Below are 21,339 nucleotides of genomic sequence, written 5' to 3'. Positions count from 1 at the left end.
ACACGCTACCGCGTCCGCGTCCGGTCACCGAGCCTGCAGGACCAGCTCCGGGGTGGGCGCCGACGGCGGGATGTTGTCCCGGTTGACGAGCCAGGCGGCGATGTCGTGGAACAGGGGCGCCGCGGAGGCGCCCAGGACGCCCTTGCTCGGCGCGTCGAGCATGATCGCGATGACGTACCGCGGGTCGTCCGCCGGCAGGATCCCGGCGAAGGTGATCCAGTAGCGCGAGTTGGAGTAGCACGAGCACGCCGGGTCGATCTGCTGCGCCGTCCCCGTCTTGCCGCTGATCTGGTAGCCGGCGACAGCGGCCTGCGGGCCGGTGCCCGCGTCCGGCGGCCCCTGGACGACGGCGCGGAACATGTCGCGGACCGTGCGTGCGGTCTGCTCGCTCACCACGCGCACGCCCTCGGGGCGCTCGGTCGCGTGGACCTCGCCGTCGGGGCTCACGCGCTCGGCCACGATCCGGGGCGGTACCCGGACGCCGTCGTTGGCGATGGTCTGGTAGATACCGGCCATCTGCAGGGTGGTCATGGACAGGCCCTGCCCGATGGGGAGGTTGGCGAACGTGCCGCCCTGCCAGTTCTGCAGGTCCGGGACCAGGCCGTCGGATTCGCCGGCCAGCTCGATCCCTGAGCGCTGCCCCAGCCCGAAGTTGCGGAGGTACTCGGAGAAGGGCTCCTTGCCCACCCGCTGCGCGAGCATGAGCGTGCCCACGTTGGAGGACTTACCGAAGATCCCGGTGGTCGTGTACGGCGTGGGGCCGTGCTCCCAGGCGTCGGAGACGGTGACGCCGTCCATCCGGATGCTGCCGTCCACCGAGTGGACCTCGTCCGGGTCCGTGAGGCCGGCCTCGATCGCGGCGGCCGCGGTGACGATCTTGTTGACCGAGCCCGGCTCGAACGGCGACGTGATCGCCGGGTTGCCCAGGTCCGCGCCGCGCTCGAGCTCCTCCCCGATGCCCACCGCGGGGTTGAAGGTGTTGTCGTTGGCCATCGCCCGGACCTCGCCGGTCTTGGCGTCGAGGACCACAGCAGAGGCGCTGCCCGCGCCGGAGTCGTCCTTGGCGGTCTGCACGGCCTTCTGGAGGTGCCACTGGAGGTCCGCGTCGAGCGTGAGGCGGACCGTGTCGCCGTCGCGGGGGGCCGAGACGTTGCGCAGGGTGCCCGGGATCATCGTGTTGTCCTGGGCCTTGTCGAAGGTCTGGCGGCCGTCCTCGCCGTCGAGCTCGTCGTTGAGCACGGCCTCGATGCCCTGGAGGCCGATGATCTTGCCGTCGTCGCTCTTGGACGTGGCGCCCACGACGTTGGCGGCGAGGGCCCCTCCCGGGTACTCCCGGATGTCAACCCGCTCGGAGCCGATCATGGGGAACTTCTTGGTGATGGAGTTGGCCTGGGTGACGTCGATGTTGCGGACGAGGTAGGTGAACCCGCCCTCGGAGGAGAGTTTGGCCTCGATCTCGTCGCGGTCCACCGCGTCGCCGAGCACGGCGACGAACTCGTCGGAGATGTCCTCGACGAGCTGGTCCCACGTCGGCTTGGTGGGGTCGAGCCGCTTGCGCTCCTCGGCGTTGCGCTGCTCCACGAGCGGCTGGATCGACAGGTCGCGGGCCTCGCGGGTGAAGGCGATGGGGTCACCCCCCACGTCGACGATCGCCCCGCGCGTGGCGGGCAGCACCTGGTGGACCTGCCGCTGACTCTCCGCGCGGGCGGCCAGCTCGGTACCGCCGATAGTCTGCACCCACAGCAGTTTGACCAGGGCGATCGCCATGATCGAGATGAAGGCCGTCCGCATCCACACGAAGCGGCGGTCCGTCGCCGAGACCGACCCCACCCGACCGGAGCGGGTGGGGGGCCGCCCGTCGGCCGATCGTCCCGCGCGCTGGGCGCCCTGGGGGACGCCCGGCCCCCTCCGCGGGGCGCGTCGATCGGTCATGGGGTGGCCTTTCGGGTCGAGACGTCAGTGGAACTGCCCCGGGACCGGGGCGAGTGTCGCCGGGTCGTGGGCCGGCGCCGCGGCGGCCTCGGGGGCCGTCGCCGGGCCGTCCGCGGGCGGGACGGGCTCGGCGGGCGGTGCCGATGGAGCGACCGGGGTCGGCGGGCCCGCGAGCGGCGGATAGGGAACAGGGGCCACCCCCCGCGGAGCCCTGTCCTGGGGCGCCTGGGCGGGCGGTGCGTCGAATCCGTCCCGGGCCGGCGGCTCCGACGGGTCGGACGCTACCGGAGCGGGCTGCAACGGCTTGATCGGCGCGCCGAGGGTGGCCTCGGGCTCCCCGACCACCTCGATGTGGCCGTCGGAACCGCGGGTGAGGATGGGGGCGCTCGCCACCCCGACCATGCCGAGCTTCTCCGCGCGGGTGGCGAGGACCTCAGCCGACCGGGCGCGCTCGTTGGAGGCCCGCAGTGCCTCCATCCTCTCGACCAGCTCCACGTTGGCGTCGCGGGCGTTCTTGAGGTCGTAGGTGTCCTGCGTGGACTGCGCCGAGAGCAGCAGCGTGCCGCCGACGCCCGCGCCGATGAGGACGAGAATCACCACGACGAACGGCACCCGCTGCGCCACTTCGGCCGCGCTGAGCCGGGCAGCGGGCGCCGCCTCGACCCGCCGGCCACGGACGGACCGCGCCGGGCGCCCGCGACGGGGGCCGGCGGTCCGCGGGGGGCGCGGCGGCGCGGCGACGCCCGACGCGGCGGCGCCTGGTCCGGCCCCGGGCGGCCTGGCGTGCGACACCTCACGCGTCGTGGTCCCGGAACCGTCGATCGTGCTCGTCATGCCGTTCTCCCGTCGATTCGCCGGACACAGCGCACCCGGACCGAGGCCGAGCGCGGGTTGTGGTCGATCTCCGTCTGATCCGCCTTCTCCGCCCCGCGGGTCACGGACTCGAACTCGGGTCCGTGACCGGGCAGTTCGACCGGCAGGCCGGCCGGGGTCCGCGACGCCGTCCGCGTGCTGATCTCGCGCTTGACGATCCGGTCCTCCAGCGAGTGGTAGGCCATGAAGACGGCGCGCCCGCCACCGCGGAGCAGGTCCAGGTAGCCCGGCACGGCGTTCTCCACCGCCTCGAGCTCGGCGTTGACCTCGATCCGCAGCGCCTGGAATACCCGCTTTCCCGGGTGACCACCCGTGCGGCGGGCCCCGGCGGGGATGGTGTCGTAGAGCAGCTCGACCAGCTCGGCGCTGGTCGTGAGCGGAGTTGTCCCGCGGCGGCGGACGATCTCGGCGGCGATCTGGCGGGCGAACCGCTCCTCGCCGTAGATCCGGAACACCCGGGCGAGATCGTCCCGCGCATAGGTGGCGAGGACGTCCGCGGCGGTCGGGCCCGTGGTGGGGTCCATCCGCATGTCCAACGGGGCGTCCACCGCGTACGCGAAGCCGCGGTCGGCCACGTCGAGCTGCATGGAGGAGACCCCGAAGTCGAGGAGCACCCCGTCGATCGCCGGCCCGGCCGCGTCGCGGGCGTCGGCGGGGAGGGAGGCGACGACGGCCCCGAAGTCGTCGAAGCGGGCGTGCACGGCGGTGAAGCGGTCGCGGTAGGCGGTGAGCCGGCGGGTCGCCATCTCGAGCGCCTCCGGGTCGCGGTCCACGCCCACGATCCGCAGGTCATCGAACTCCGCGAGCAGATGGGAGGAGTGTCCACCGAGCCCGAGCGTGCCGTCCACCACGACGGGCCGGCGCCCCTCGGAGGCGGCGGCCTCCACGACGGGGCGGAAGAGTTCGATCGTGCGGCCGAGGAAGACCGGGACGTGACCCGAGCGCGCGGCGGGGCGGTCGGGTTCGGCCTGTCCTGGCATCTCGCCTCCCTCGCGTCGGCCGGTCGTGTGCTGCCGGTTGTCGTGGAGCCCCCTGGTCCCCGTCCGGAACCCACCTGGCGTTGGGGAAGTACGTCAGGGTGGTGCCGGGCGGGGGCCGGGGGGCTCCGTGCTCCGCGCCGTCCTGCTCTCGTCTCGGTCCGTCTCGTCCTCCGCCCGTCCCCGGTCTCTAGAACTCGATCCCGAGGGAGGTGCCCTCCATCTCGGAGAACACGGGCAGGTTCTCCGCGTTGTAGCGATCCCAGGCCTGTGCGTCCCAGACCTCGAGTCGCTCGCCGAGGCCGTTGACCACGCAGTCCTTGTCGAGGTTCGCGTAGGCGCGCTGGCTCGCCGGGATGGTGACCCGCCCCTGCGAATCCAGCTGCTGGACTTCCGCACCGCTCACCAGGAGCCGGAAGAACGCCATGTGCTTGGCACTGAGGTTGGCGGTCGGCCGGACCTTGCGGACCAGTGCGTCGAACTCGTCTTCCGGGAAGACCGAGAGCGTGTTGGTGAACCACCCGCACACCACCACCCCGTCCGCCAGGCCTGGCCTGAACTTGGCGGGGATCGTCAGTCGTCCCTTGTCGTCGAGCTTGGGCCGGTGTGTCCCGTACCCGACGAAGGCTCGTTCGCGTCCGGAGTCGGCGAGATCGGTGTCGGTCACCCGCCACCTCCTGGGTCCAGGCCCTCCCCCCGGGTCCGCCGTCGCGGCCGGGGAGGTCGGAAATCTCCGTCGAGCTCCTTGCGCTCCCCACTGTACCCCACTTTCCCCCACACACAAGGATCGTTCCCCACTTCTCCCCACAAGCATTCATTTCTGCAGGTCAACGCGGCTACTGCGCGGAAAAATTGGCGGAATCTCCACGGCGCCCCGGCGTGGCGCGCCCAACAGGACTCGTCTCGCCGGGACTTATGAGGCATATGATGATCAGTGTGACAGGGAGGCGCCCTCAGGTGGGGAGAAGTGGGGTCACGGAGTGGGGCGCGGTGGGAGGCCCCGTGGAGCGGACCGTGGAAAGGGAGCGGGGCGGCCGCCGGCCCCCGAGAAGACGAGAGAGGGGCGAGCGCCGAAGCGCTCGCCCCTCTCGGGAGGTCTCTGTGGGTCCGCTAATGCTCGAAGCGGCGGCGGAAGCGGTCCTCCATACGAGACGAGTAGGACTGCCCGTCCCCCGACCTGCCGCCTCCGCGACCCGGGCCGGAAGCACGTCCGCCCTGCCGCGTGCCGCCGCGGGGGCGGGCCGCACCCTGGGGCGCCGACCGCATGGCGAGGACGCCGGCGCCGAACATCACGAGGAAGCCGATGAGGCTCACGAACGGGAACCACCCCGTGTTGAGCGTGAGGACGAGACCGCCGATGAGGAGGGCTAGCCCGAGGACGCCGAGCAGCACGACGAGCCCGGTGGGCCGGGCTGCTCCGGTCGGCCGGGTCTTACGGACGGACGAGGCGAACTTGGGGTCCTCTGCGTAGAGTGCGCTCTCGATCTCGTCGAGCATGCGCTGCTCGTGCTCTGAAAGTGGCACGACGACCTCCTCCGGGTGCTCGGACGACACGGGCGCTGGTGGCTCGATCGAGGGGATGGTTGACGGACGGATGCCCCGCCGACCGGTTTCCCACCATCATACGAGCGGCGCGGCGCGAGGACCACCCGAGTTCCCGGTACACGCGGGCGAGCTGCCCGGGGAAGTCAGGCCGCGGGGCCCAACATCCCCAACCGCTGGTCGACGAGGTCGAGGAACCGCCCCACCGCCCAGAGGAAATCGTCCGCCATCCGGGCGTCGATCCGCCGCGGAAGCCCGTCCTCGACCGCCGCCGCGAGCCGCGAATACCCGGCGAACACGCGTGCCCACTCCCCCAGCTCGGTCACCTCCGCCTCCAGCCGGTGCCACACGTCCGCGGGCCCCCGCCGCCGCGGGCCGGGAGCGAGCAGGGCCGACGCCGCCGTCCGGGCTGCCCGGTACGCCTCGAGGAAGGTCTCCTCGGGGGACCGAGCCGCCACTGCACGCCCGCGATGCACCTCAGCCCGGCCGGCACGCCCCAGCGCCAGCGGGGTCCCCACAACCGGCCGCCCCGTCGTCACCGCCACCACCGTCACCACCTCTTTCCTCTCCGACTCCGCACGGTATCGGCGGGGTACGACACAACCGCGCCGACGAGGGGCGGCGGCGTGATGAGATGGAGGCGATGGACACCGTGATCTCCCGGCTCGACCCCGGGGACTTCCGCGACCGGCTGCCCGAGGCACTCGGCGTCTACGTGGACGCCATGGGGTACCCGACGCAGGTGGTCCGCTCCCGCGCCCCGGCGTGGATGGAGCACAGCCATCGCGAGGGCTGGTCCTGCGTCGCCGCGTTCGACCCGCCGCGTCGCCGCCTCATCGGCCACGCCCGCGGCCCGCTCGTGGGCATCTGTTACGGCTACCGCGGCGCGCCCGGGCAGTGGTGGTACGAACAGGTCTCGCGCGGTTTGCGCGACCACGACCACCACCTCCCCGAGGACTACGTCGAGCTCACCGAACTCCACGTGGCCCCCTCCCACCAGGGCCGGGGTCTGGGGACGATGCTGCTCACCGAGTTCCTCTCGGACCGGACCGAACCGGTGGTGCTGCTCTCCACCCCCGAGGTCGACGACGAGGCCAACGGCGCCTGGCGCCTGTACCGCTCCCACGGCTTCACCGACGTCCTCCGCGACTACCGTTTCGACGGCGACGCGCGTCCGTTCGCGGTCCTGGGCCGCCCCCTCCCCCTGCTCGAGGCGCGGGAGTGAGCGCGCGGCACGACGTCGTGGTGGTGGGCTCCGGCCACAACGGGCTCGTCTGCGCCGCGTACCTCGCCCGCGCCGGGCTCGACGTCCACGTGGTGGAACGCGACACGGTCCTCGGCGGCGCGACGTCCACCGTCGAACGCTATCCCGGGCACCGCACCGACCGGGGGTCCTCGGCCCACCTCATGATCCGCCACACCGGCATCCCCGAGGAGCTCGACCTGGCCGCGCACGGCCTGCGCTACGTGGACTGCGACCCGTGGGGCTTCGCCCCGGCCCCGCCCGGCGAGGACGCCCCGCCGATCGTCTTCCACCGCGACCTCGACGCCACCTGCGCGAGCATCGCCTCGGCCTGCGGGGCCCGGGACGCCGACGCCTACCGTCGCTTCGTCACCCGGTGGGATGTGCTGGCCGGCCGGATGATGGCCGGCTTCGGCGTCCGTCCCACCGCCGCGGGCCTCGGGGCGGCGTTCCTCGGCCGCGAGGACGTCCGCGACCCCTTCGGTGCCGTCCAGGCCTTCCTCTCCTCCGGCGACGCCCTGCTCGACGCGACCTTCGACTCCGAGCGCCTCAAGGCCGCGCTCGCGTGGTTCGGTGCCCAGTCCGGTCCGCCCATGTCCCACCCCGCCACGGCGCCGATGGTCGGATTCGCGGCGCTGATGCACCGGATCCCGCCGGGCCGCGCGATCGGCGGATCGGGGGCCCTCGCCGACGCCCTCGTCTCCGCCGTCCGCTCCCGCGGCGGCACCGTGTCCCCGGGTGCGGGCGCCACGGCCATCCGGCGGGCGGGGGGCGGCTGGCGCGTCGACACCGAGGACGGCCGTGCGCTGCGCTGCCGTGCCGTCGTCGCCGCCTGCCACGTCCACACCACGCTCGACCTGTTGGCCCACGAGCTGCCCGCGACCCGGCTCGAGGGGTGGCGCCGGCGCATCCGCCCCGGATTCGGCCTGGGGATGGTGGTCCGGCTGGGCACCTCCGCGCTACCCCGGTACCCGGGCGTGCCCACCGAGACCAGCGCACACGGCCTCCAGTTGCTCGTCACCGACCGGCGCCGGCTCGACCACCGGTACGGAGTCGCGGCAGCCGGCGGGCTCGACGCGGACCCGGCGGTCCTGGCCATGAGCTTCAGCGCCCTCGACCCCTCGCTCGCCCCACCGGGACGCCACGAGCTCACACTCTGGTCGCAGTGGCACCCCCGGCACCTCGCCGACGGGACCGCGTGGTCGGCGGCCGGCGACGAGGAGGCCGACCGGATCGTCGCCGGACTCGAGCGGTTCGCCCCGGGCTTCACCGACACGATCGTCCACCGGCACGTCCAGACACCGGAGGACCTGGAGACCGAGCTAGGCCTGATCGGCGGGAACGTCATGCACGTGGAGATGTCCCTCGACCAGATGCTGCCGATGCGCCCCCACCCCGACCTCCGCGGGCACGCCGTGCCCGGGGCCGACGGCGTGTTCCTCGCCGGCGCCTCCACCCACCCCGGCGGCGGCGTGATCGGCGCGAGCGGCCGGACCGTGGCCGGTCTCGTCGGCCGCCGTCTCGGCACGTCGGTGCGACGCCTCCGGCGTCCACGGGCACAATGACGGGCGTGACCGTGCAGCACCCCCACTCGTCCGCGGCGTCCGCGGCGGGACGCGCCCGCACCCCGCGCCGCCTCGTCGGCCTGGCGGGGGCCGTCGTCCTGCTCTTCGTCCTCACCGGCTGCCTGCAGCTCAACGTCCAGATGAGCGTCCGCAAGGACGACACGGTCTCGGGTCGGATCCTCGTGGCGGGCGACCAGGTCGCGGAGTCCACGGACCTCGACCGGCTCTCTCCCCCGTCGGGGCTCGAGCAGAAGGTCCGCATCACCCCGTACACCGCCGACGGATTCTCGGGCCGCGAGATCTACTTCACCCAACTCACCTTCGCCGAGGTGGACACGCTGGCCCAGGCCGTGGACATCGAGGGGGCCCGGCCGTACACCATGTCCTTCCGCCGCAGCGGGGACACCGTGGCCTTCACCGGCTCGGTGGACCTCTCGGGCGTCCCCGAGGACCGGGCGGAGTCGGCCTCCACGCGGGTGGACCTCACGTTCCCCAACCGGATCACCGAGACCAATGGCTCGCTCGGCGGCGGGAACTCAGTGAGCTGGACGCCGGCGCCCGGCTCCATCACCCGGATGCAGGCCTCGACCGACTACCCGGACCCGGCCACCCGCGGGTTCGCGGTGTGGATGATCGTCGGCATCGGCGCCGCCCTGCTCGTGTCGATCGGCACGGTCCTCGCCGCACGCACGTCTCGAGCCCGGTCGGACCGCCTCGTGCGCTGAGGTCCGCCCTCAGTTCAGGACCACACCACCGGCGACGCCCGGCGCCGGCGCCATCGAGAGGTTGGCCAGCACCTCCTGCGTGGCGCGGGAGAAGTTGAGGGTGTTGAAGTGCAGGCAGGGCGCGCCCTCGGCGATGAGGCGCTCGCACAGCTGCGTGGCGAACTCGATCCCCACCTCGCGGACGGCAGCGCGGTTCTCCTCGGGGCCGTCGCCGGCGGCGGTCTGCAGGCGCGCCGCCAGATCGTCGGGCAGCGCGCAGCCGGAGAGCTCGACCATGCGGCGCACCTGGCGCAGGCTCGTCACGGGCATGAGCCCGGGGATGACGGGCTTGGCGCCCTGCTCGGGGTCGGCGGCGACCACGCGGTCGCGCAGCCGCAGGTAGTCATCCACGTCCCAGAACATCTGGGTGATGGAGTACTCGGCGCCGGCACGAAGCTTGGACACGAGCACGTCGGTGTCGTGGTCGAGGTCGCGGGCCCGGTAGTGACCCTCCGGGAAGGAGGCGACGCCCACGTGGAAGTCCCCGGCCTCGTGGATGAGCCGGACGAGCTGCTCGGCGTAGAGCAACCCCTCCGGGTGCGGGGTCCACTCGCCGAGCGGGTCGCCGGGCGGGTCCCCACGCAGCGCGAGGATGTTGCTGACCCCGGCACGCCCGTAGGACTCGATCATCTCGCGCAGTTCGGAGACCGGGTGCTCGACGGCGGTGAGGTGGGCGATGGGGACCAGGTCCGTCTCCCGCACGACGCGTTCGACCACCCGGACCGTCCGGTCGCGGGTCGACCCGCCCGCTCCGTAGGTCACGGAGACGAACGCGGCCCCGAGCTCGGAGAACACCTCCGCGGCGCGCCACAGCCGGTCCTCGGCCGCCTCGTCGCGGGGCGGGTAGAACTCGACGGAGAACGGGACGCGGGGGGTGGTCGCCGCGGCGATCCGGTCCACGATGCTCGGGTGCCGGCCGCCGCTCACCGGGTCGGAGTGGGGTCGAATGGTCACCGGCCCAGGGTAGCCGGGCCGCACGGGGAGTCGGCCACCACCCGGCGTCTAGGCTGGGGCCGACGAGGGTCCCGGACCGGGACCGGGAGGGACGGTGACGGTGGCGGCGACTGGTCGGGACGACGACGACGGGGTCCGCGCCCCGGGGACGGCGGACGGCGAGCGAGTCCAGGCCGCGCTCCGGAGGCACCTGGCGGCCCGCCGAGAGGTCGTCGCCGGGGTCGACCCCGGGGTCGACCGGCTCGCCGGTCTCCTGGCCGACTTCGTGCTCGACGGCGGCAAGCGGATGCGCCCGCGGTTCGCGCTCGCCGGCTGGGCGGCGGCTGGTCCCGACGAGGGGTCGGCGCCTGACGAGGTCGTGGCCGCGTGCGCGGCGCTCGAGCTCATCCAGGCCTGCGCGCTGGTCCACGACGACATCGTGGACGCCTCCGACACCCGCCGGGGCCGGCCGACGGTGCACCGCGCGACCGAGGCCGTCCACCGCGAGAACTCCTGGGACGGGGACGCCGCGCGCTACGGCGTTTCCCAGGCGATCCTCCTCGGCGACCTGGCACTGACCTGGGCGGACGAGATGTTCGTGGGGTCGGGCGTCGAGCCCGAGGCCCTCGGTCGGGCCCTCGGGCCGTGGTACGCCATGAAGACCGAGGTTCTCGCCGGGCAGATGCTCGATGTCCTGGCCGAGGCCTCCGGCGCCACCGACGAGGAGACGCCCCGGCGCGTCAACCGCTACAAGACGGCGGCGTATACGGTGGAACGCCCGGTGCACATCGGCGCCGCGCTCGCCGGCGCCCCCGACGAGACGGTCCGCGCCCTTCGCGAGTTCGGGGTCGCGGTGGGGCAGGCCTTCCAACTGCGCGACGACATGCTCGGCGTCTTCGGGGACCCGGAGGTCACCGGCAAGCCCTCGGGCGACGACCTCCGCGAGGGCAAGCGGACACTGCTCCTGGCCCGGGCCGTGGGCCTCGCCGGCGCCGACGACGGCGAGTTCCTGCTCTCGGTCCTGGGGACCGAGCCCGACCCCGACGCGCTCGACCGGGCCCGGACGATCCTCGTGGGCTCGGGCGCGGTGGCCTCCGTCGAGGCGGAGATCGACGCCCTCATCGCCCGCGCGCTCGAGGCGATCGGATCGGAGGCGGTGAGCCCCCACGGCCGCCGGGCCCTGCGCGACCTCGCCGACGCGGCGACCCGCCGGCGGTCATGACGGACTCCCCTGCGACCGGGGACCGGCGGGCGGCGTCGCACGCGCGGCTCGTCGCGGGCGTGCGTGCCGCGCTGTCCGGCCCTTCCGGCCCCGCCCTGTGGCGGGGCGTGGCCGGATCGACGCTGCTCATGCTGGGCGGGTTCGGTGCCGGTGCCGTGCCCGTGGACGGCGGGGTCGCGGCCGCGATCGGGCTGCCGGGCTACACCTTCGGCCACGGCGAGGTGCTGGCGCTCGTCCTGGTGTGGACCGGCGTGGCACTCCTGACAACCTCGTGGCTCGCACTCGGGCCGCGGGCGGTGGCTGGCCGGCTGCCGATGCGGGACGCGGTGTGCGCCACGGCCCTGTGGTCGGCCCCGCTGCTGCCTGCGGTGCCGCTGTTCAGCCGGGACGCGTGGTCCTACCTCGCCCAGGGCGCGATGGCGTCGGCCGGCGTCTCCCCCTACGAGTTCGGCCCCGAGGCACACCCCGGGCCGTTCACGGACGAAGTGAGCCCGGACTGGCGCGCCACGGTCACACCCTACGGCCCCCTCCACCTGCTTCTCATGCGCGGTGTCGTCGCCCTGTCCGGCGGCGACCCGACCGTGGGCGTGTTCGTCCTGCGGATACTGGTGCTCTTCGCGCTGGCTGCGCTCGCCGCGCTCATCGTGGCGGCCGCCCGGCGGGTGGGCGTGCACGCCGGGGCGGCGGTCTGGGCGGCGACCGCCTCGCCGCTCGCGATCGTCCACCTCTCCGGCGGTCTGCACAACGAGATCTTCCCGCTGGCCGCGTGTGTGGCGGCCGTGGTGCTCGCCCTCGACGGCCGGCGCCTCGGTGCGGGTGCGGCGATCGGTGTGGCGGTGGCGGTCAAGGCCACGGCCGTCGTGGTGGCGCCGTTCCTCCTCTGGATCCTCCTCGCCCGGCGCCGGCGCTCGGCCGGCGGTCGGCCGGTCCCGCGGGCCTGCGCGGACACCGCCCTCGGGGGCGTGACCGCCGCGGCCGTCCTCGTGGCGATCAGCGTGGCCTCCGGCACCGGCACCGGCTGGCTCGACGCGCTCGCGGTGTCCGACCGGGTCGTCAACTACCTCAGCCTGCCGACGGCGGTGGCGCACCTGGTCCACGCGTTCCCCGGCACCCCGGGATTCGAGGACGTCCTCGCCCCGGCCCGGACCGGCGGACGAGTGGTGCTCGCCGGAGCCCTGGTGGTCGCGTGGTGGGCGCACCGGCGGGGGACCCGCGAGGCGTTGCGCGGGATCGTGGTGGCGCTGCTGCTGTTCGTCCTGCTCAACAGCCTCGCGTGGCCCTGGTACCACGTCTGGGTGGCGGGATTCTGGATGCTCGCGCGGCCGGGCGGCCGGGTCACGACGGTCGCCGTGGCCGCCACGGTGTTCCTCGCCCTGGTGATCGGTCCCAACGGGTCCACGAGTCTCTACAGCCCGCCACTGGTGGTGGCCGCGCTCCTCGCCGCGGTGGCCGCCGCCTGGTGGTGGGCCCGCGCGACCGCCGACGACGGCGGACCGCCGACCGACGTCAGAACGCCATCGCCTGCGCGCGCCGCATGACCTCACGGGCGCGATGACCGTGCAGCGCGGCGACCGGGCGGCCCGGGAGCGACTCGTCCTCCTCGAACAGCCAGCGCAACACCTCGTCGTCGCGATACCCGCCGTCCCGCAGGACGGCGACGAGCCCCGGCAGGAAGCGGAGCACCTCGTCGTCGTCGTCGAGGAACGTCGCCGGCACCACCAGGTGTCGATCCCGCCGGACGGCGAGCAGCGCGCCGTCCCGGAGCAGGTCGTGGACCCGGGTCACCGGGATGCCCAGCCGGTCGGCCACCTCGGGCAGGTCGAGGACCTCGACGTCGGCGGGCAGGACGTCATCGGAGTGCGGAACAGTACTCACGCGCTACACGTTAGTCACAGGTGCACACCAGGGCACCACCGCGCGACCCCGCCCGGGGCCACCCCATGCGCGGGGGCCGGAGAGGAGAATGGGCGACATGAGCACTCCCGACGGCCCCGTGATCGGACCCGGTTCCCTGCTCGAGGGGCGGTACCGGCTCGACGCGGTGATCGCGCGGGGCGGGATGTCGACGGTCCACCTGGCCACCGACGAGCGGCTCGATCGCCACGTCGCGGTCAAGCTGCTCGACCCGGCGCTGGCCGGCGACCGCGCGTTCGTGGACCGGTTCACCCTCGAGGCGCGCTCGGCCGCCCGGCTGTCCGACCCGAGCATCGTCCAGGTCTTCGACCAGGGCGTCGAGGACGGCACCGCCTTCCTCGTCATGGAGCTCGTCCCCGGGGGCACCCTCCGCGAGCTGCTCGACGAGCGCGGCCCCATGCCGCCGTACGCGGCCGCCGCCGTCCTGCGGCCGCTGCTCGGCGCGCTGCGCGAGGCGCACGACGCGGGCCTCGTCCATCGCGACATCAAGCCGGAGAACGTACTCATCTCGTCCACGGGGGTGGTCAAGCTCGCCGACTTCGGGCTGGTCCGGGCCGTCGCCGAGTCGCGTGCCACCTCCCGCAGCGTGGTGATGGGCACCGCCGCCTACCTGTCCCCCGAGCAGATCGCCGGCGACGACACCGACAGGCGCTCCGACCTGTACTCCCTGGGGGTTCTCGCCTACGAGATGCTCACAGGTGAGCCGCCGTTCAGCGGGGACACCTCACTGGCCGTGGCGTACCGGCGCCTCGACACCGACGTGCCCGCCCCGTCCGATCACGCCGACTCCGTCGCCGAGGACCTCGACCACCTCATCCTGCGGGCCACCCGGCGCAGCCGCGAGGACCGCTACCCCGACGCCGCCGCGATGCTTGACGACCTGGACCGGGCCGCCGCGGTCGGCCGGTTCCCCTCCTACGTGGTGCCCGCGCCCCGCCAGTCCTCGTGGTCGCGGGCCCGGGCCGCAGCCGCCTCGCGAACGGGGCCGGGCGGCGAATCCGAGTTCGACGCCGCCGACCGTGAGAGCGGCGAGGCCCTGACCCGCCGGGACGGGCCGGTCCCCACCCGGGTCCACACCCGGGCGATCCCGCCACAGCACCCGGCCCCCGGACCCCCGCACGAGCCCTGGCGCGGGCAGGGCCACGGGCACGCGGCGGTGGCCGAGCGGTCCCGCGCCGACCTCGACTCCCCCGCGGGCCGGACCCCCGTCCGGCCGCGCCGGGGGCTGGGGCTGCTGTGGCTGCTGTTGGTCCTCGCCGCGGCGGTCGCGGTGGCGGTGGCCGGCTGGTGGCTCGGCTCCGGCCGTTTCGCCACCGTCCCCTCGGTCCAGGGCATGTCGGTGGGCCAGGCGACCGAGGTGGTGTCCGCCGTCGGTCTCGTCGCCGAGACCCGGGACGCCTACAGCGACGAGGTCCCCCGCGCCGGGCTCGTCGGCACCGACCCCACCGCCGGCACCCGCCTACCCAAGGGGGACACGGTCGCCGTGCTCGTCTCCGCGGGACGCCCCGTCGTCCCCGAGGTGGGCGCCCGGCGGGACCTCGACTCCGTTTCCCAGCTTCTGCGCGACACCTCGCTGGAGCCGGTCCGCGGCGGCACCGAACACTCCGACACCGTGCCCGTGGGCGAGGTGGTGACCCTCGACCCGAGTCCCGGTACCACGGTCTCCGTGGGCTCCCGCGTGGCGATGCTCACCAGCTCCGGCCCCGCGCCCGTCGCCGTCCCCGACGTCACCGGGCTCGAGGAGGACCAGGCCCGCACCGCGCTCGAGGGCGCCGGGCTCGCGGTGGGGCGGATCGAGGCCGTGTTCGACGAGGAGGTCGACCGGGGCCGGGTGGTGGGCACCGACCCGGAGTCCGGCACCGACATTGCGCGGGGCGACGCCGTCACCCTCCGCGTCTCCAACGCCCTCACCGTTCCCGACGTACGCGACATGCCCGAGGACGAGGCGCAGGAGGTCCTGTCGCAGGCGGGCTTCACCGTGGTCCGCGACGCACCGGAGACGGACCGGCGGATCACCGACGGCCGGATCGTCCGCAGCGACCCGCCCGCCGGGCGGCGCGTGGACCCCGCGAACGCGGTGGTGCGGATCGTGCCCTCGGACTCCGTGAGCGTGCCCATGGTCCTGGGCTCGCGGGCCTCCGACGCCCAGCGGACGCTCCGGGAGGCCGGGCTGGAGGCGACGATCGACACCGGGACGGGCCGGGGCATCGTCTACGGGCAGACGCCGCTGCCCGGGCGGGTGGTGCAGCGCGGCACCACCATCGAGCTCGACGCGGTGGGCTGAGCCCGGGTCAGTTGCGGAGCATCTCCGCGACGAGGTAAGCCAGCTCGAGGGACTGCTGGGTGTTGAGTCGCGGGTCGCAGGCCGTCTCGTAGCGGCCCGCCAGGTCGAGGTCCGAGATGTCCTGGGCGCCGCCGAGGCACTCCGTGACGTCCTCGCCGGTGAGCTCGATGTGGATGCCGCCCGGGTGCGAGCCGAGGTCGCGGTGCACCTCGAAGAAACCCTGCACCTCGTCGATGATCCGGTCGAAGTGCCGGGTCTTGTAGCCGTTGGTCGTGGAGTGCGTGTTTCCGTGCATCGGGTCGCACTGCCAGATCACCTTGTGGCCACTCGCCTCGACCGCCTCGACGATCGGCGGAAGCGCGTCGCGCACCTTGTCGTTGCCCATGCGGGAGACCAGGGTGAGCCGGCCCGGGCGGTTACGCGGGTCGAGCTTCTCCACGTACTCCACGGCGAGCTCCGGCGTCGTGGTGGGGCCGATCTTCAGGCCGATCGGGTTCTCGATGAGCGAGGCGAACGCCACGTGGGCGTCGTCGATCCCGCGGGTCCGCTCCCCGATCCACAGGTAATGCGCTGAGAGGTCGTAGAGTCCCTGGTCGGCGTCGCCGCTCAGGCCCGTGCCGTCGTCCCCGAGCCGCAGCATGGCGCGCTCATAGTCCAGGACCAGCGCCTCGTGCGAGGAGAAGATGTCGGCGGACCGCAGGTTCTCGTCGGAGACGCCGCAGGCGTCCATGAAGCGAAGGCCGCGGTCGACCTCCGCGGCGAGCGCTTCGTAGCGTGCACCCGCCGGCGAGTCGGCCACGAACTCCATGTTCCACTCGTGGACGCGGTGCAGGTCTGCGGTGCCCGAGGCGGTGAGCGCCCGGACGAGGTTCATGGCCGCGGCCGCGTTGGCGTACGCGCGGACCAGGCGGGACGGGTCGTGCGCGCGCGCCGCCTCGTCGGCCTCCAGTCCGTTGACCATGTCACCACGGTAGGACAGCAGCCCGGCGGCGTCGCGGTCCGCTGACCGCGGCTTGGCGTACTGACCGGCGATCCGGCCGACCTTGACCACGGGCATCGAGGCGCCGTAGGTGAGGACGACGGACATCTGCAGCAGCGTGCGGATGATGCCCTTGATGTGAGGCTCGGTGTTGGCCTCGAACGTCTCGGCACAGTCGCCGCCCTGGAGCAGGAAAGCCCGGCCGTGCGCCACCTCGGCGAGGCGGTCCGACAGGTGCTCGACCTCGGACGGCACACAGATCGGCGGGACGCTCTCGAGCACTTTGCGCATGGCCTCGGCGTGCGCCGGGTCCCACGAGGGCTGCTGCAGGGCCGGCCGCGAGAGGGCGTCGGCCAGTCGCCGACCGAGGTCCCCCGGAAGCGGCGGCAGGTCGGGAAGCTGCGCGATGTCGACGTCGACGGTCCAGTTGCTCACACGGGGAGGATACGTCGCCGCCGTCACCGGGCACCAACCCGGCCGCGACCTACAGTCCCAGGTGAGGCGCCGCGGCGGCGATCGCGCGGAAGCGCGTGAGCACGTGGCGTGCGTCCGCGAGGGCGTCGTGGGCACCGCCGGGCTGGGTCGGCAGGTCCGGCGTGCCGGCGAACTCCCACAGTTGCCGCACGTCGCGGGTGAAGCGCGGCATCGCGGCGGGCAGCGCGGTCATGTCGCCCCACAGCTGGCACACCGCCACGTGGTCGTACGCCCCGATCCACGCCCAGAGCTCGACCGGCCCCGAGATCGGCGCGGTGAGGAAAGCGTAGAGCTCGTCTCGGATCCGGGCGCGCGACATCCACTCCCGCCCCGACGGGTTGGGCAGCTTCGGCAGGACATTCCGGCGCACCCACGGGCCCGCCGCGGCCTCGTCGAACTCGGTGGACACGGCGTAGAACTCGCGCCCGTCCTCGGCCACGACCCCCACCGAGACGAGGTCGATGACGGTGCCGTCCTCGATGAACTCGCAGTCGTAGAAGTAGCGCACGCCTCAGCGCTGCTCGTCGCCCGGCTGGTCCAGGAGGTTGTGGCCGGACTCGCGTAGCGCCTGTAGCCGATTCTTCTCGTCGGCCCCGTAGGTGTCGTGGACATACTCCTGCCCGGTGAGCGCCTGGATGCGCCGCATGAGCTCGTCGGTGATCTCACGCTCGGCGGCGCGGTCTCCCACGCGGTCCGCCCAGGCGGCGGTGTCGAGCGGCTCGCCGATCCGCACCCGCACGCGGGCAGAGAGCGAGAACCGCCGGATCCGGCGCACGTACTCGTCGGTGCCGATCACGCCCACGGGGACGATCGGCACGCCCGCCCGCATGGCGAGCCGGGCGGGCCCCGTCTTGCCGCGGTAGAGACGGCCGTCCGGCGAGCGGGTCCCCTCGGGGTAGATGCACAACAGCTCGCCGGAGGAGAGCACCTCTAGGCCGGCGTCCAGTGCGGCCTGCGCGGAGTCGGCGTTGGTCCGGTCGATCGGATGCTGGCCGCTGCCCGCGAAGAACCAGCGGCTGAGCATGCCCTTGATACCGGTGCCGGTGTAGTAGTCGCTCTTGGCCAGGAAGGTCACCCGGCGAGGCGCGACGAGCGGCATGAAGAGCCAGTCGGCCACCGACAGGTGGTTACCGACCAGCAGCGCGGGACCGGACGCCGGGAAGTTCTCCCGGCCCTCGAACGTCGGCCGCCCGGTCACCCGGAGAAACGGACCGATCAACACGTACTTCAAGAGCCAGTACAGCATCGCGGGTTCCACTCCTCGCCGGTGGTCGGGATCGTGCTCGGGGTTGAGGGAATACTACCCGGTGCGGTCGGCCGAACCGGTCGGGACGAGGTGAGCCGGCCACAGCGCCGGGTCGGGCACGAAGCTCGCCACCACCGCACCGGCATCTCCGTCGTGGACGGAGTCCACGAGGATGCAACGCGCGAGTAGCGGGGGCAGCGGGAGCGCGGCACGGAAACCGTCGAGCTCGAGCCGCAGCCGGTCACCCTCGACGGTGATCGGCGCGGTGGGCGGGTCGGGGACGGCTAGCGTGGCGCGGAAGCCCCCCTCGCCGTCAGGGGTCACCTCGGGGGTGACGGCGCCGCGGGCCAGCGCCGCCAGCCGGGCCGTCCGCTCCGGTGAGGCACCCAGGACGAGCACCTCGACCGGCCCGGCGAGGAAGTCGGTGACGTCACCGGCCATCAGGGACAACCGGTGGGCCTCCTGTACCCGCAGGTCGGCCCGGTCGCCCGCCGCCATGGACGAGAACCGCACGTGGGCGGGCCACCGGGACTCCACGAACGCCGCGAGCTCACCCGTCGCGGCGATCCGGCGGACGGCCGCGAGGTCGCCGTCGAGCTCGATCACCACCACGTCCCACGCACCGGCGGCGGCGGCCCGGCGGGCGTACTCCCACCCCAAGACCGCTGCGAGCGGGGCGTCGCTGCCGGTGGTCAGCGCGGCGAGCACGTCGTCGTCGGGGTCCGTGGCACCCGAGCGGTACGCCTCGAGCCGGGCGACAGGGTCGTCGGCACGGACCTCCACCGGCCCCTCGTCGGAGGTGTCGAGCCGGGCGTCAACCGCGGAGGGGTGCGCCGTGAGGACCAGCGCGGTGCCGCCGTCCGCCAGCAGCAGGTCGCCGATCGCCTCCGAGCGGTCCCGGATGTCGCCGCCCAGGACCACCACGACCCGGCCGGCGGTCATCGCGCCTCCACCCGGCGCTTGAGCTCGCTCAGCGCGGCGCCGATGATGCGCCGTTCCGCGCGGCTGCGGAGCCGACCGATCACGGGCACCATCAGTTCCAGCTCGAGGCGATAGTCGACCTGGGTCCCGTCCCCGACCGGGGCCAGCCGATACGACCCGGTCTGCGACCGCATGAGAGTAGAGCTCTCCAACCGCCATTCGACGCTGCGGCCGTCCGCGGACCATGAGTACTGCAGTACGTACTCGTCGGTGATCGCCCCGGCGTCCAGCTCGAACCGCACCCGGTCGGGGCGGTCGTCGGCCCCCACGGACAGCACCTCGGCGGCCGTGATCGACTCCGCCCACTCGGGGTACCCGGCGAAGTCGGCGATGACGTCCATGACGACGTCGACCGGCGCGTCCACCACCGTGAAGTCGCTGGTCGGCAAGACCTCGGGGGGACCGTTGTCCTCGCTCATGCCACCAAGCTTCACACATCGCGCCGCGGCGTGTCCCGGCGGTGCCGGGTGACAGGACGGAGGGCCTGTTCCGGGCGGTCGTCGCGCACGGCCCCCCGCGGCGATAAGGTGTCCCCACCGCTTACCGCCGTCCGGTCGAACTCTTCAGCGAATATGGCCGGTGGCTCCACCAGGAGGACCCCTCATGCGCGAATACGTGGCCGTTCCCGCCGACTTCTCCGTCCCCGACGACTGGTCCTGCGTGCAGTCCGCGTACGACCGGGCGGCCCGGACGCCCGATCACGTGGCCTTCCGCCGGCCCGTGGACGGCCGCTGGGTCGACGTCACCGACCGCGAGTTCGCCGACACGGTCCGCGCGGTGGGCCGCGGCCTCGTCGCCGCGGGGATCGAGCCTGGCGACCGCGTCGCGCTCCTGTGCTCGACCCGCTACGAATGGAACGTCATCGACTTCGCCATCTGGTCCACCGGCGGCGTCACCGTGCCGATCTACGACAGTTCGTCCGCCGAGCAGGTCCGGTGGATCATGGAGGACTCCGGCGCGCGGCTCATCCTGGTGGAGACCGACGAGCAGGCCGGGACCGCGCGCGAGGGCACCGACGGCCTCGACCACGTCGACATCCTCGTCATCGACGGCACCGGCACCCCGGCGATCGACGCGCTCGTCGCCTCCGGTGAGGGCGTCGACCCGTCGGTGCTCGACGAGCGACGGGCGGGCATGGACGCGGACTCCCCCGCCACGCTCATCTACACCTCCGGCACCACCGGACGCCCCAAGGGCTGCATGCTCACGCACCGGAACTTCATGTCGGAGACCCTGTCGATCCTCGAGACGCCGTTCCACCGCTACCTGCGCGAGGACGCCTCCACCGTGATGTTCCTGCCGCTGGCCCACGTGCTGGCCCGCGCCATCACATACGCGGGCTTCCACGCCGGCGTACAGATCGTCCACTCCTCCGACCTGACCAACCTCGTCGACACCTTCGGCGAAATGCGGCCGCACTACATCCTCGCGGTGCCGCGCGTCTTCCAGAAGGTCTTCACCAGGGCCCAGGCCACCGCGCAGGACGGCGGCAAGCTCAAGACCTGGATCTTCGCCAAGGCCACCGAGACGGCCGTCGCCTACTCCAAGGCCAACCGAGGCCCGGGCAAGGTGGGCCCGCTGCTCAAGGCCCGTCACGCGCTGTTCACCAAGCTGGTCTACGGCAAGCTCATCGCCGCGCTCGGCGGCCGCTGCGAGGTCGCCATCTCCGGTGGCGCCCCGCTCGGCGAGCGGCTCACCCACTTCTTCGACGGCATCGGGGTCAACATCTTCGAGGGCTACGGCCTCACCGAGACCTGCGCCGCGATCACTGTCAACACCCCCGACGCGATGCGGATCGGCAGCGTCGGTCAGCCCCTGCCCGGCTGCGCCGTCCGGATCGCGACCGACGGTGAGGTCGAGGTGTCGGGCCCCGTCGTCACCGCCGGCTACTGGGGCAACGAGAAGGCCACCGCCGAGTCGTTCGCCGACGGCTGGTTCCGCACCGGCGACCTCGGCTCGCTGGACGAGGACGGATTCCTCACGATCACGGGGCGAAAGAAGGAGATCATCGTCACCGCCGGCGGCAAGAACGTCGCCCCCAACCAGCTCGAGGACGCGCTGCGAGCCGACCCGCTCATCTCCGAGGCAGTGTGTGTGGGCGACGGCAAGCCGTTCATCTCCGTGCTACTCACCTTGGACCCCGAGGCCCTCGAGCGGTGGAAGGCCTACCGCGAGAAGTCTGGCAGCCTCTACGAGCTGCTCTCCGACGCGGACATGATCGAGCACCTCGACCAGTCGATCTCCCGTGCCAACCGGATGGTCTCGCACACCGAATCGATCAAGAAGTACCACGTGCTGCCCGACCAGTTCACCGAGGAGACAGGGGAGCTCACAGCCTCGCTCAAGGTCAAGCGCAACGTCGTGCACCAGAAGTACGCGGCCCAGATCGAGGACCTCTACTCCTGACGAG

20 protein-coding genes are annotated in these 21,339 nt (G+C 73.1%); 7 read left to right on the top strand and 13 right to left on the bottom strand.

From position 1 onward, the window contains the following. Positions 1 to 24: 24 nt before the first annotated feature. From ACH0BZ_RS08415 to ACH0BZ_RS08390, 6 genes are all read right to left on the bottom strand, one after another. Positions 25 to 1,932: a peptidoglycan D,D-transpeptidase FtsI family protein gene (locus ACH0BZ_RS08415; protein WP_406897673.1), complete on the bottom strand. Its 1,908-nt coding sequence runs from the start codon at positions 1,930 to 1,932 to the stop codon at positions 25 to 27. A gap of 24 nt (positions 1,933 to 1,956) precedes the next feature. Beyond that, positions 1,957 to 2,766, bottom strand: coding sequence for a hypothetical protein (locus ACH0BZ_RS08410; RefSeq protein WP_406897671.1), 810 nt, complete (start codon positions 2,764 to 2,766; stop codon positions 1,957 to 1,959). Next, entirely contained in the window at positions 2,763 to 3,785 is a 1,023-nt protein-coding gene (gene rsmH / locus ACH0BZ_RS08405) for a 16S rRNA (cytosine(1402)-N(4))-methyltransferase RsmH (protein ID WP_406897670.1), read from the bottom strand. The genes ACH0BZ_RS08410 and rsmH overlap by 4 nt, the downstream gene beginning before the upstream one ends. A gap of 187 nt (positions 3,786 to 3,972) precedes the next feature. Then, positions 3,973 to 4,449, bottom strand: a complete 477-nt coding sequence (locus ACH0BZ_RS08400) for a division/cell wall cluster transcriptional repressor MraZ (protein ID WP_406897669.1) — start codon at positions 4,447 to 4,449, stop codon at positions 3,973 to 3,975. 443 nt (positions 4,450 to 4,892) lie between these two features. Beyond that, complete coding sequence (locus tag ACH0BZ_RS08395) at positions 4,893 to 5,306, bottom strand: DUF3040 domain-containing protein (RefSeq protein WP_406897668.1); 414 nt, start codon at positions 5,304 to 5,306, stop codon at positions 4,893 to 4,895. Positions 5,307 to 5,470: 164 nt separating this feature from the next. Continuing rightward, a complete protein-coding gene (locus ACH0BZ_RS08390) occupies positions 5,471 to 5,782 on the bottom strand; it encodes an SAV_6107 family HEPN domain-containing protein (protein WP_406897667.1) in 312 nt (103 codons plus the stop codon). Between the two features lie 185 nt (positions 5,783 to 5,967). On the opposite strand from ACH0BZ_RS08390, the gene ACH0BZ_RS08385 reads away from it, so the two are divergent. Genes ACH0BZ_RS08385 through ACH0BZ_RS08375 form a run of 3 tightly spaced genes read left to right on the top strand, consistent with a single transcriptional unit; the run spans position 5,968 to position 8,857 of the window. Beyond that, positions 5,968 to 6,549: a GNAT family N-acetyltransferase gene (locus tag ACH0BZ_RS08385; RefSeq protein WP_406897666.1), complete on the top strand. Its 582-nt coding sequence runs from the start codon at positions 5,968 to 5,970 to the stop codon at positions 6,547 to 6,549. Beyond that, on the top strand, positions 6,546 to 8,132 hold the full coding sequence (locus tag ACH0BZ_RS08380) for a phytoene desaturase family protein (protein ID WP_406897665.1): 1,587 nt from the start codon (positions 6,546 to 6,548) through the stop codon (positions 8,130 to 8,132). The genes ACH0BZ_RS08385 and ACH0BZ_RS08380 overlap by 4 nt, the downstream gene beginning before the upstream one ends. Further along, complete coding sequence (locus ACH0BZ_RS08375) at positions 8,129 to 8,857, top strand: LppM family (lipo)protein (protein ID WP_406897664.1); 729 nt, start codon at positions 8,129 to 8,131, stop codon at positions 8,855 to 8,857. The genes ACH0BZ_RS08380 and ACH0BZ_RS08375 overlap by 4 nt, the downstream gene beginning before the upstream one ends. Positions 8,858 to 8,866: 9 nt before the next feature. Here ACH0BZ_RS08375 and metF read toward each other — a convergent pair whose 3' ends face one another. Then, positions 8,867 to 9,850, bottom strand: coding sequence for a methylenetetrahydrofolate reductase [NAD(P)H] (gene metF / locus ACH0BZ_RS08370; protein WP_406897663.1), 984 nt, complete (start codon positions 9,848 to 9,850; stop codon positions 8,867 to 8,869). A 100-nt stretch (positions 9,851 to 9,950) separates the two neighbouring features. Here metF and ACH0BZ_RS08365 point away from each other — a divergent pair, with 100 nt between their 5' ends. After that, the gene (locus ACH0BZ_RS08365) at positions 9,951 to 11,051 is read left to right on the top strand and encodes a polyprenyl synthetase family protein (protein ID WP_406897662.1); all 1,101 of its coding nucleotides are present in this window, start codon (positions 9,951 to 9,953) and stop codon (positions 11,049 to 11,051) included. After that, positions 11,048 to 12,589 carry a polyprenol phosphomannose-dependent alpha 1,6 mannosyltransferase MptB gene (gene mptB / locus ACH0BZ_RS08360; RefSeq protein WP_406897661.1) on the top strand — a complete coding sequence of 514 codons (1,542 nt, stop codon included), beginning with the start codon at positions 11,048 to 11,050 and terminating at the stop codon, positions 12,587 to 12,589. The genes ACH0BZ_RS08365 and mptB overlap by 4 nt, the downstream gene beginning before the upstream one ends. Here the strand turns inward: mptB and ACH0BZ_RS08355 are convergent. Beyond that, complete coding sequence (locus ACH0BZ_RS08355) at positions 12,558 to 12,926, bottom strand: Rv2175c family DNA-binding protein (RefSeq protein ID WP_406897660.1); 369 nt, start codon at positions 12,924 to 12,926, stop codon at positions 12,558 to 12,560. The two genes, mptB and ACH0BZ_RS08355, sit on opposite strands and share 32 nt — an antisense overlap. Positions 12,927 to 13,023: 97 nt before the next feature. On the opposite strand from ACH0BZ_RS08355, the gene pknB reads away from it, so the two are divergent. Next, positions 13,024 to 15,249 carry a Stk1 family PASTA domain-containing Ser/Thr kinase gene (gene pknB / locus ACH0BZ_RS08350; RefSeq protein ID WP_406897659.1) on the top strand — a complete coding sequence of 742 codons (2,226 nt, stop codon included), beginning with the start codon at positions 13,024 to 13,026 and terminating at the stop codon, positions 15,247 to 15,249. 7 nt (positions 15,250 to 15,256) lie between these two features. Here the strand turns inward: pknB and ACH0BZ_RS08345 are convergent, their stop codons facing one another. Genes ACH0BZ_RS08345 through ACH0BZ_RS08325 form a run of 5 tightly spaced genes read right to left on the bottom strand, consistent with a single transcriptional unit; the run spans position 15,257 to position 19,348 of the window. Continuing rightward, entirely contained in the window at positions 15,257 to 16,663 is a 1,407-nt protein-coding gene (locus ACH0BZ_RS08345; RefSeq protein ID WP_406897658.1) for a class II 3-deoxy-7-phosphoheptulonate synthase, read from the bottom strand. Positions 16,664 to 16,712: 49 nt separating this feature from the next. Then, positions 16,713 to 17,210, bottom strand: a complete 498-nt coding sequence (locus ACH0BZ_RS08340; RefSeq protein WP_406897657.1) for a polyadenylate-specific 3'-exoribonuclease AS — start codon at positions 17,208 to 17,210, stop codon at positions 16,713 to 16,715. Positions 17,211 to 17,213: 3 nt separating this feature from the next. Further along, a complete protein-coding gene (locus tag ACH0BZ_RS08335) occupies positions 17,214 to 17,948 on the bottom strand; it encodes a lysophospholipid acyltransferase family protein (protein ID WP_406897656.1) in 735 nt (244 codons plus the stop codon). A 54-nt stretch (positions 17,949 to 18,002) separates the two neighbouring features. Further along, the gene (locus ACH0BZ_RS08330) at positions 18,003 to 18,890 is read right to left on the bottom strand and encodes a hypothetical protein (protein ID WP_406897655.1); all 888 of its coding nucleotides are present in this window, start codon (positions 18,888 to 18,890) and stop codon (positions 18,003 to 18,005) included. Continuing rightward, the gene (locus ACH0BZ_RS08325) at positions 18,887 to 19,348 is read right to left on the bottom strand and encodes an SRPBCC family protein (RefSeq protein WP_406897654.1); all 462 of its coding nucleotides are present in this window, start codon (positions 19,346 to 19,348) and stop codon (positions 18,887 to 18,889) included. Before ACH0BZ_RS08325 ends, ACH0BZ_RS08330 begins: the two co-directional genes overlap by 4 nt. A gap of 184 nt (positions 19,349 to 19,532) precedes the next feature. On the opposite strand from ACH0BZ_RS08325, the gene ACH0BZ_RS08320 reads away from it, so the two are divergent. Next, complete coding sequence (locus tag ACH0BZ_RS08320; RefSeq protein ID WP_406897653.1) at positions 19,533 to 21,335, top strand: AMP-dependent synthetase/ligase; 1,803 nt, start codon at positions 19,533 to 19,535, stop codon at positions 21,333 to 21,335. Positions 21,336 to 21,339 lie beyond the last annotated feature (4 nt).

This window comes from Dietzia sp. 179-F 9C3 NHS, assembly GCF_045369825.1.
In the GTDB taxonomy this organism is placed as follows: Bacteria; Actinomycetota; Actinomycetes; order Mycobacteriales; family Mycobacteriaceae; genus Dietzia.
Note: the sequence above shows the minus strand (reverse complement) of the source record. Positions and strands in the feature narration are given on the sequence as shown.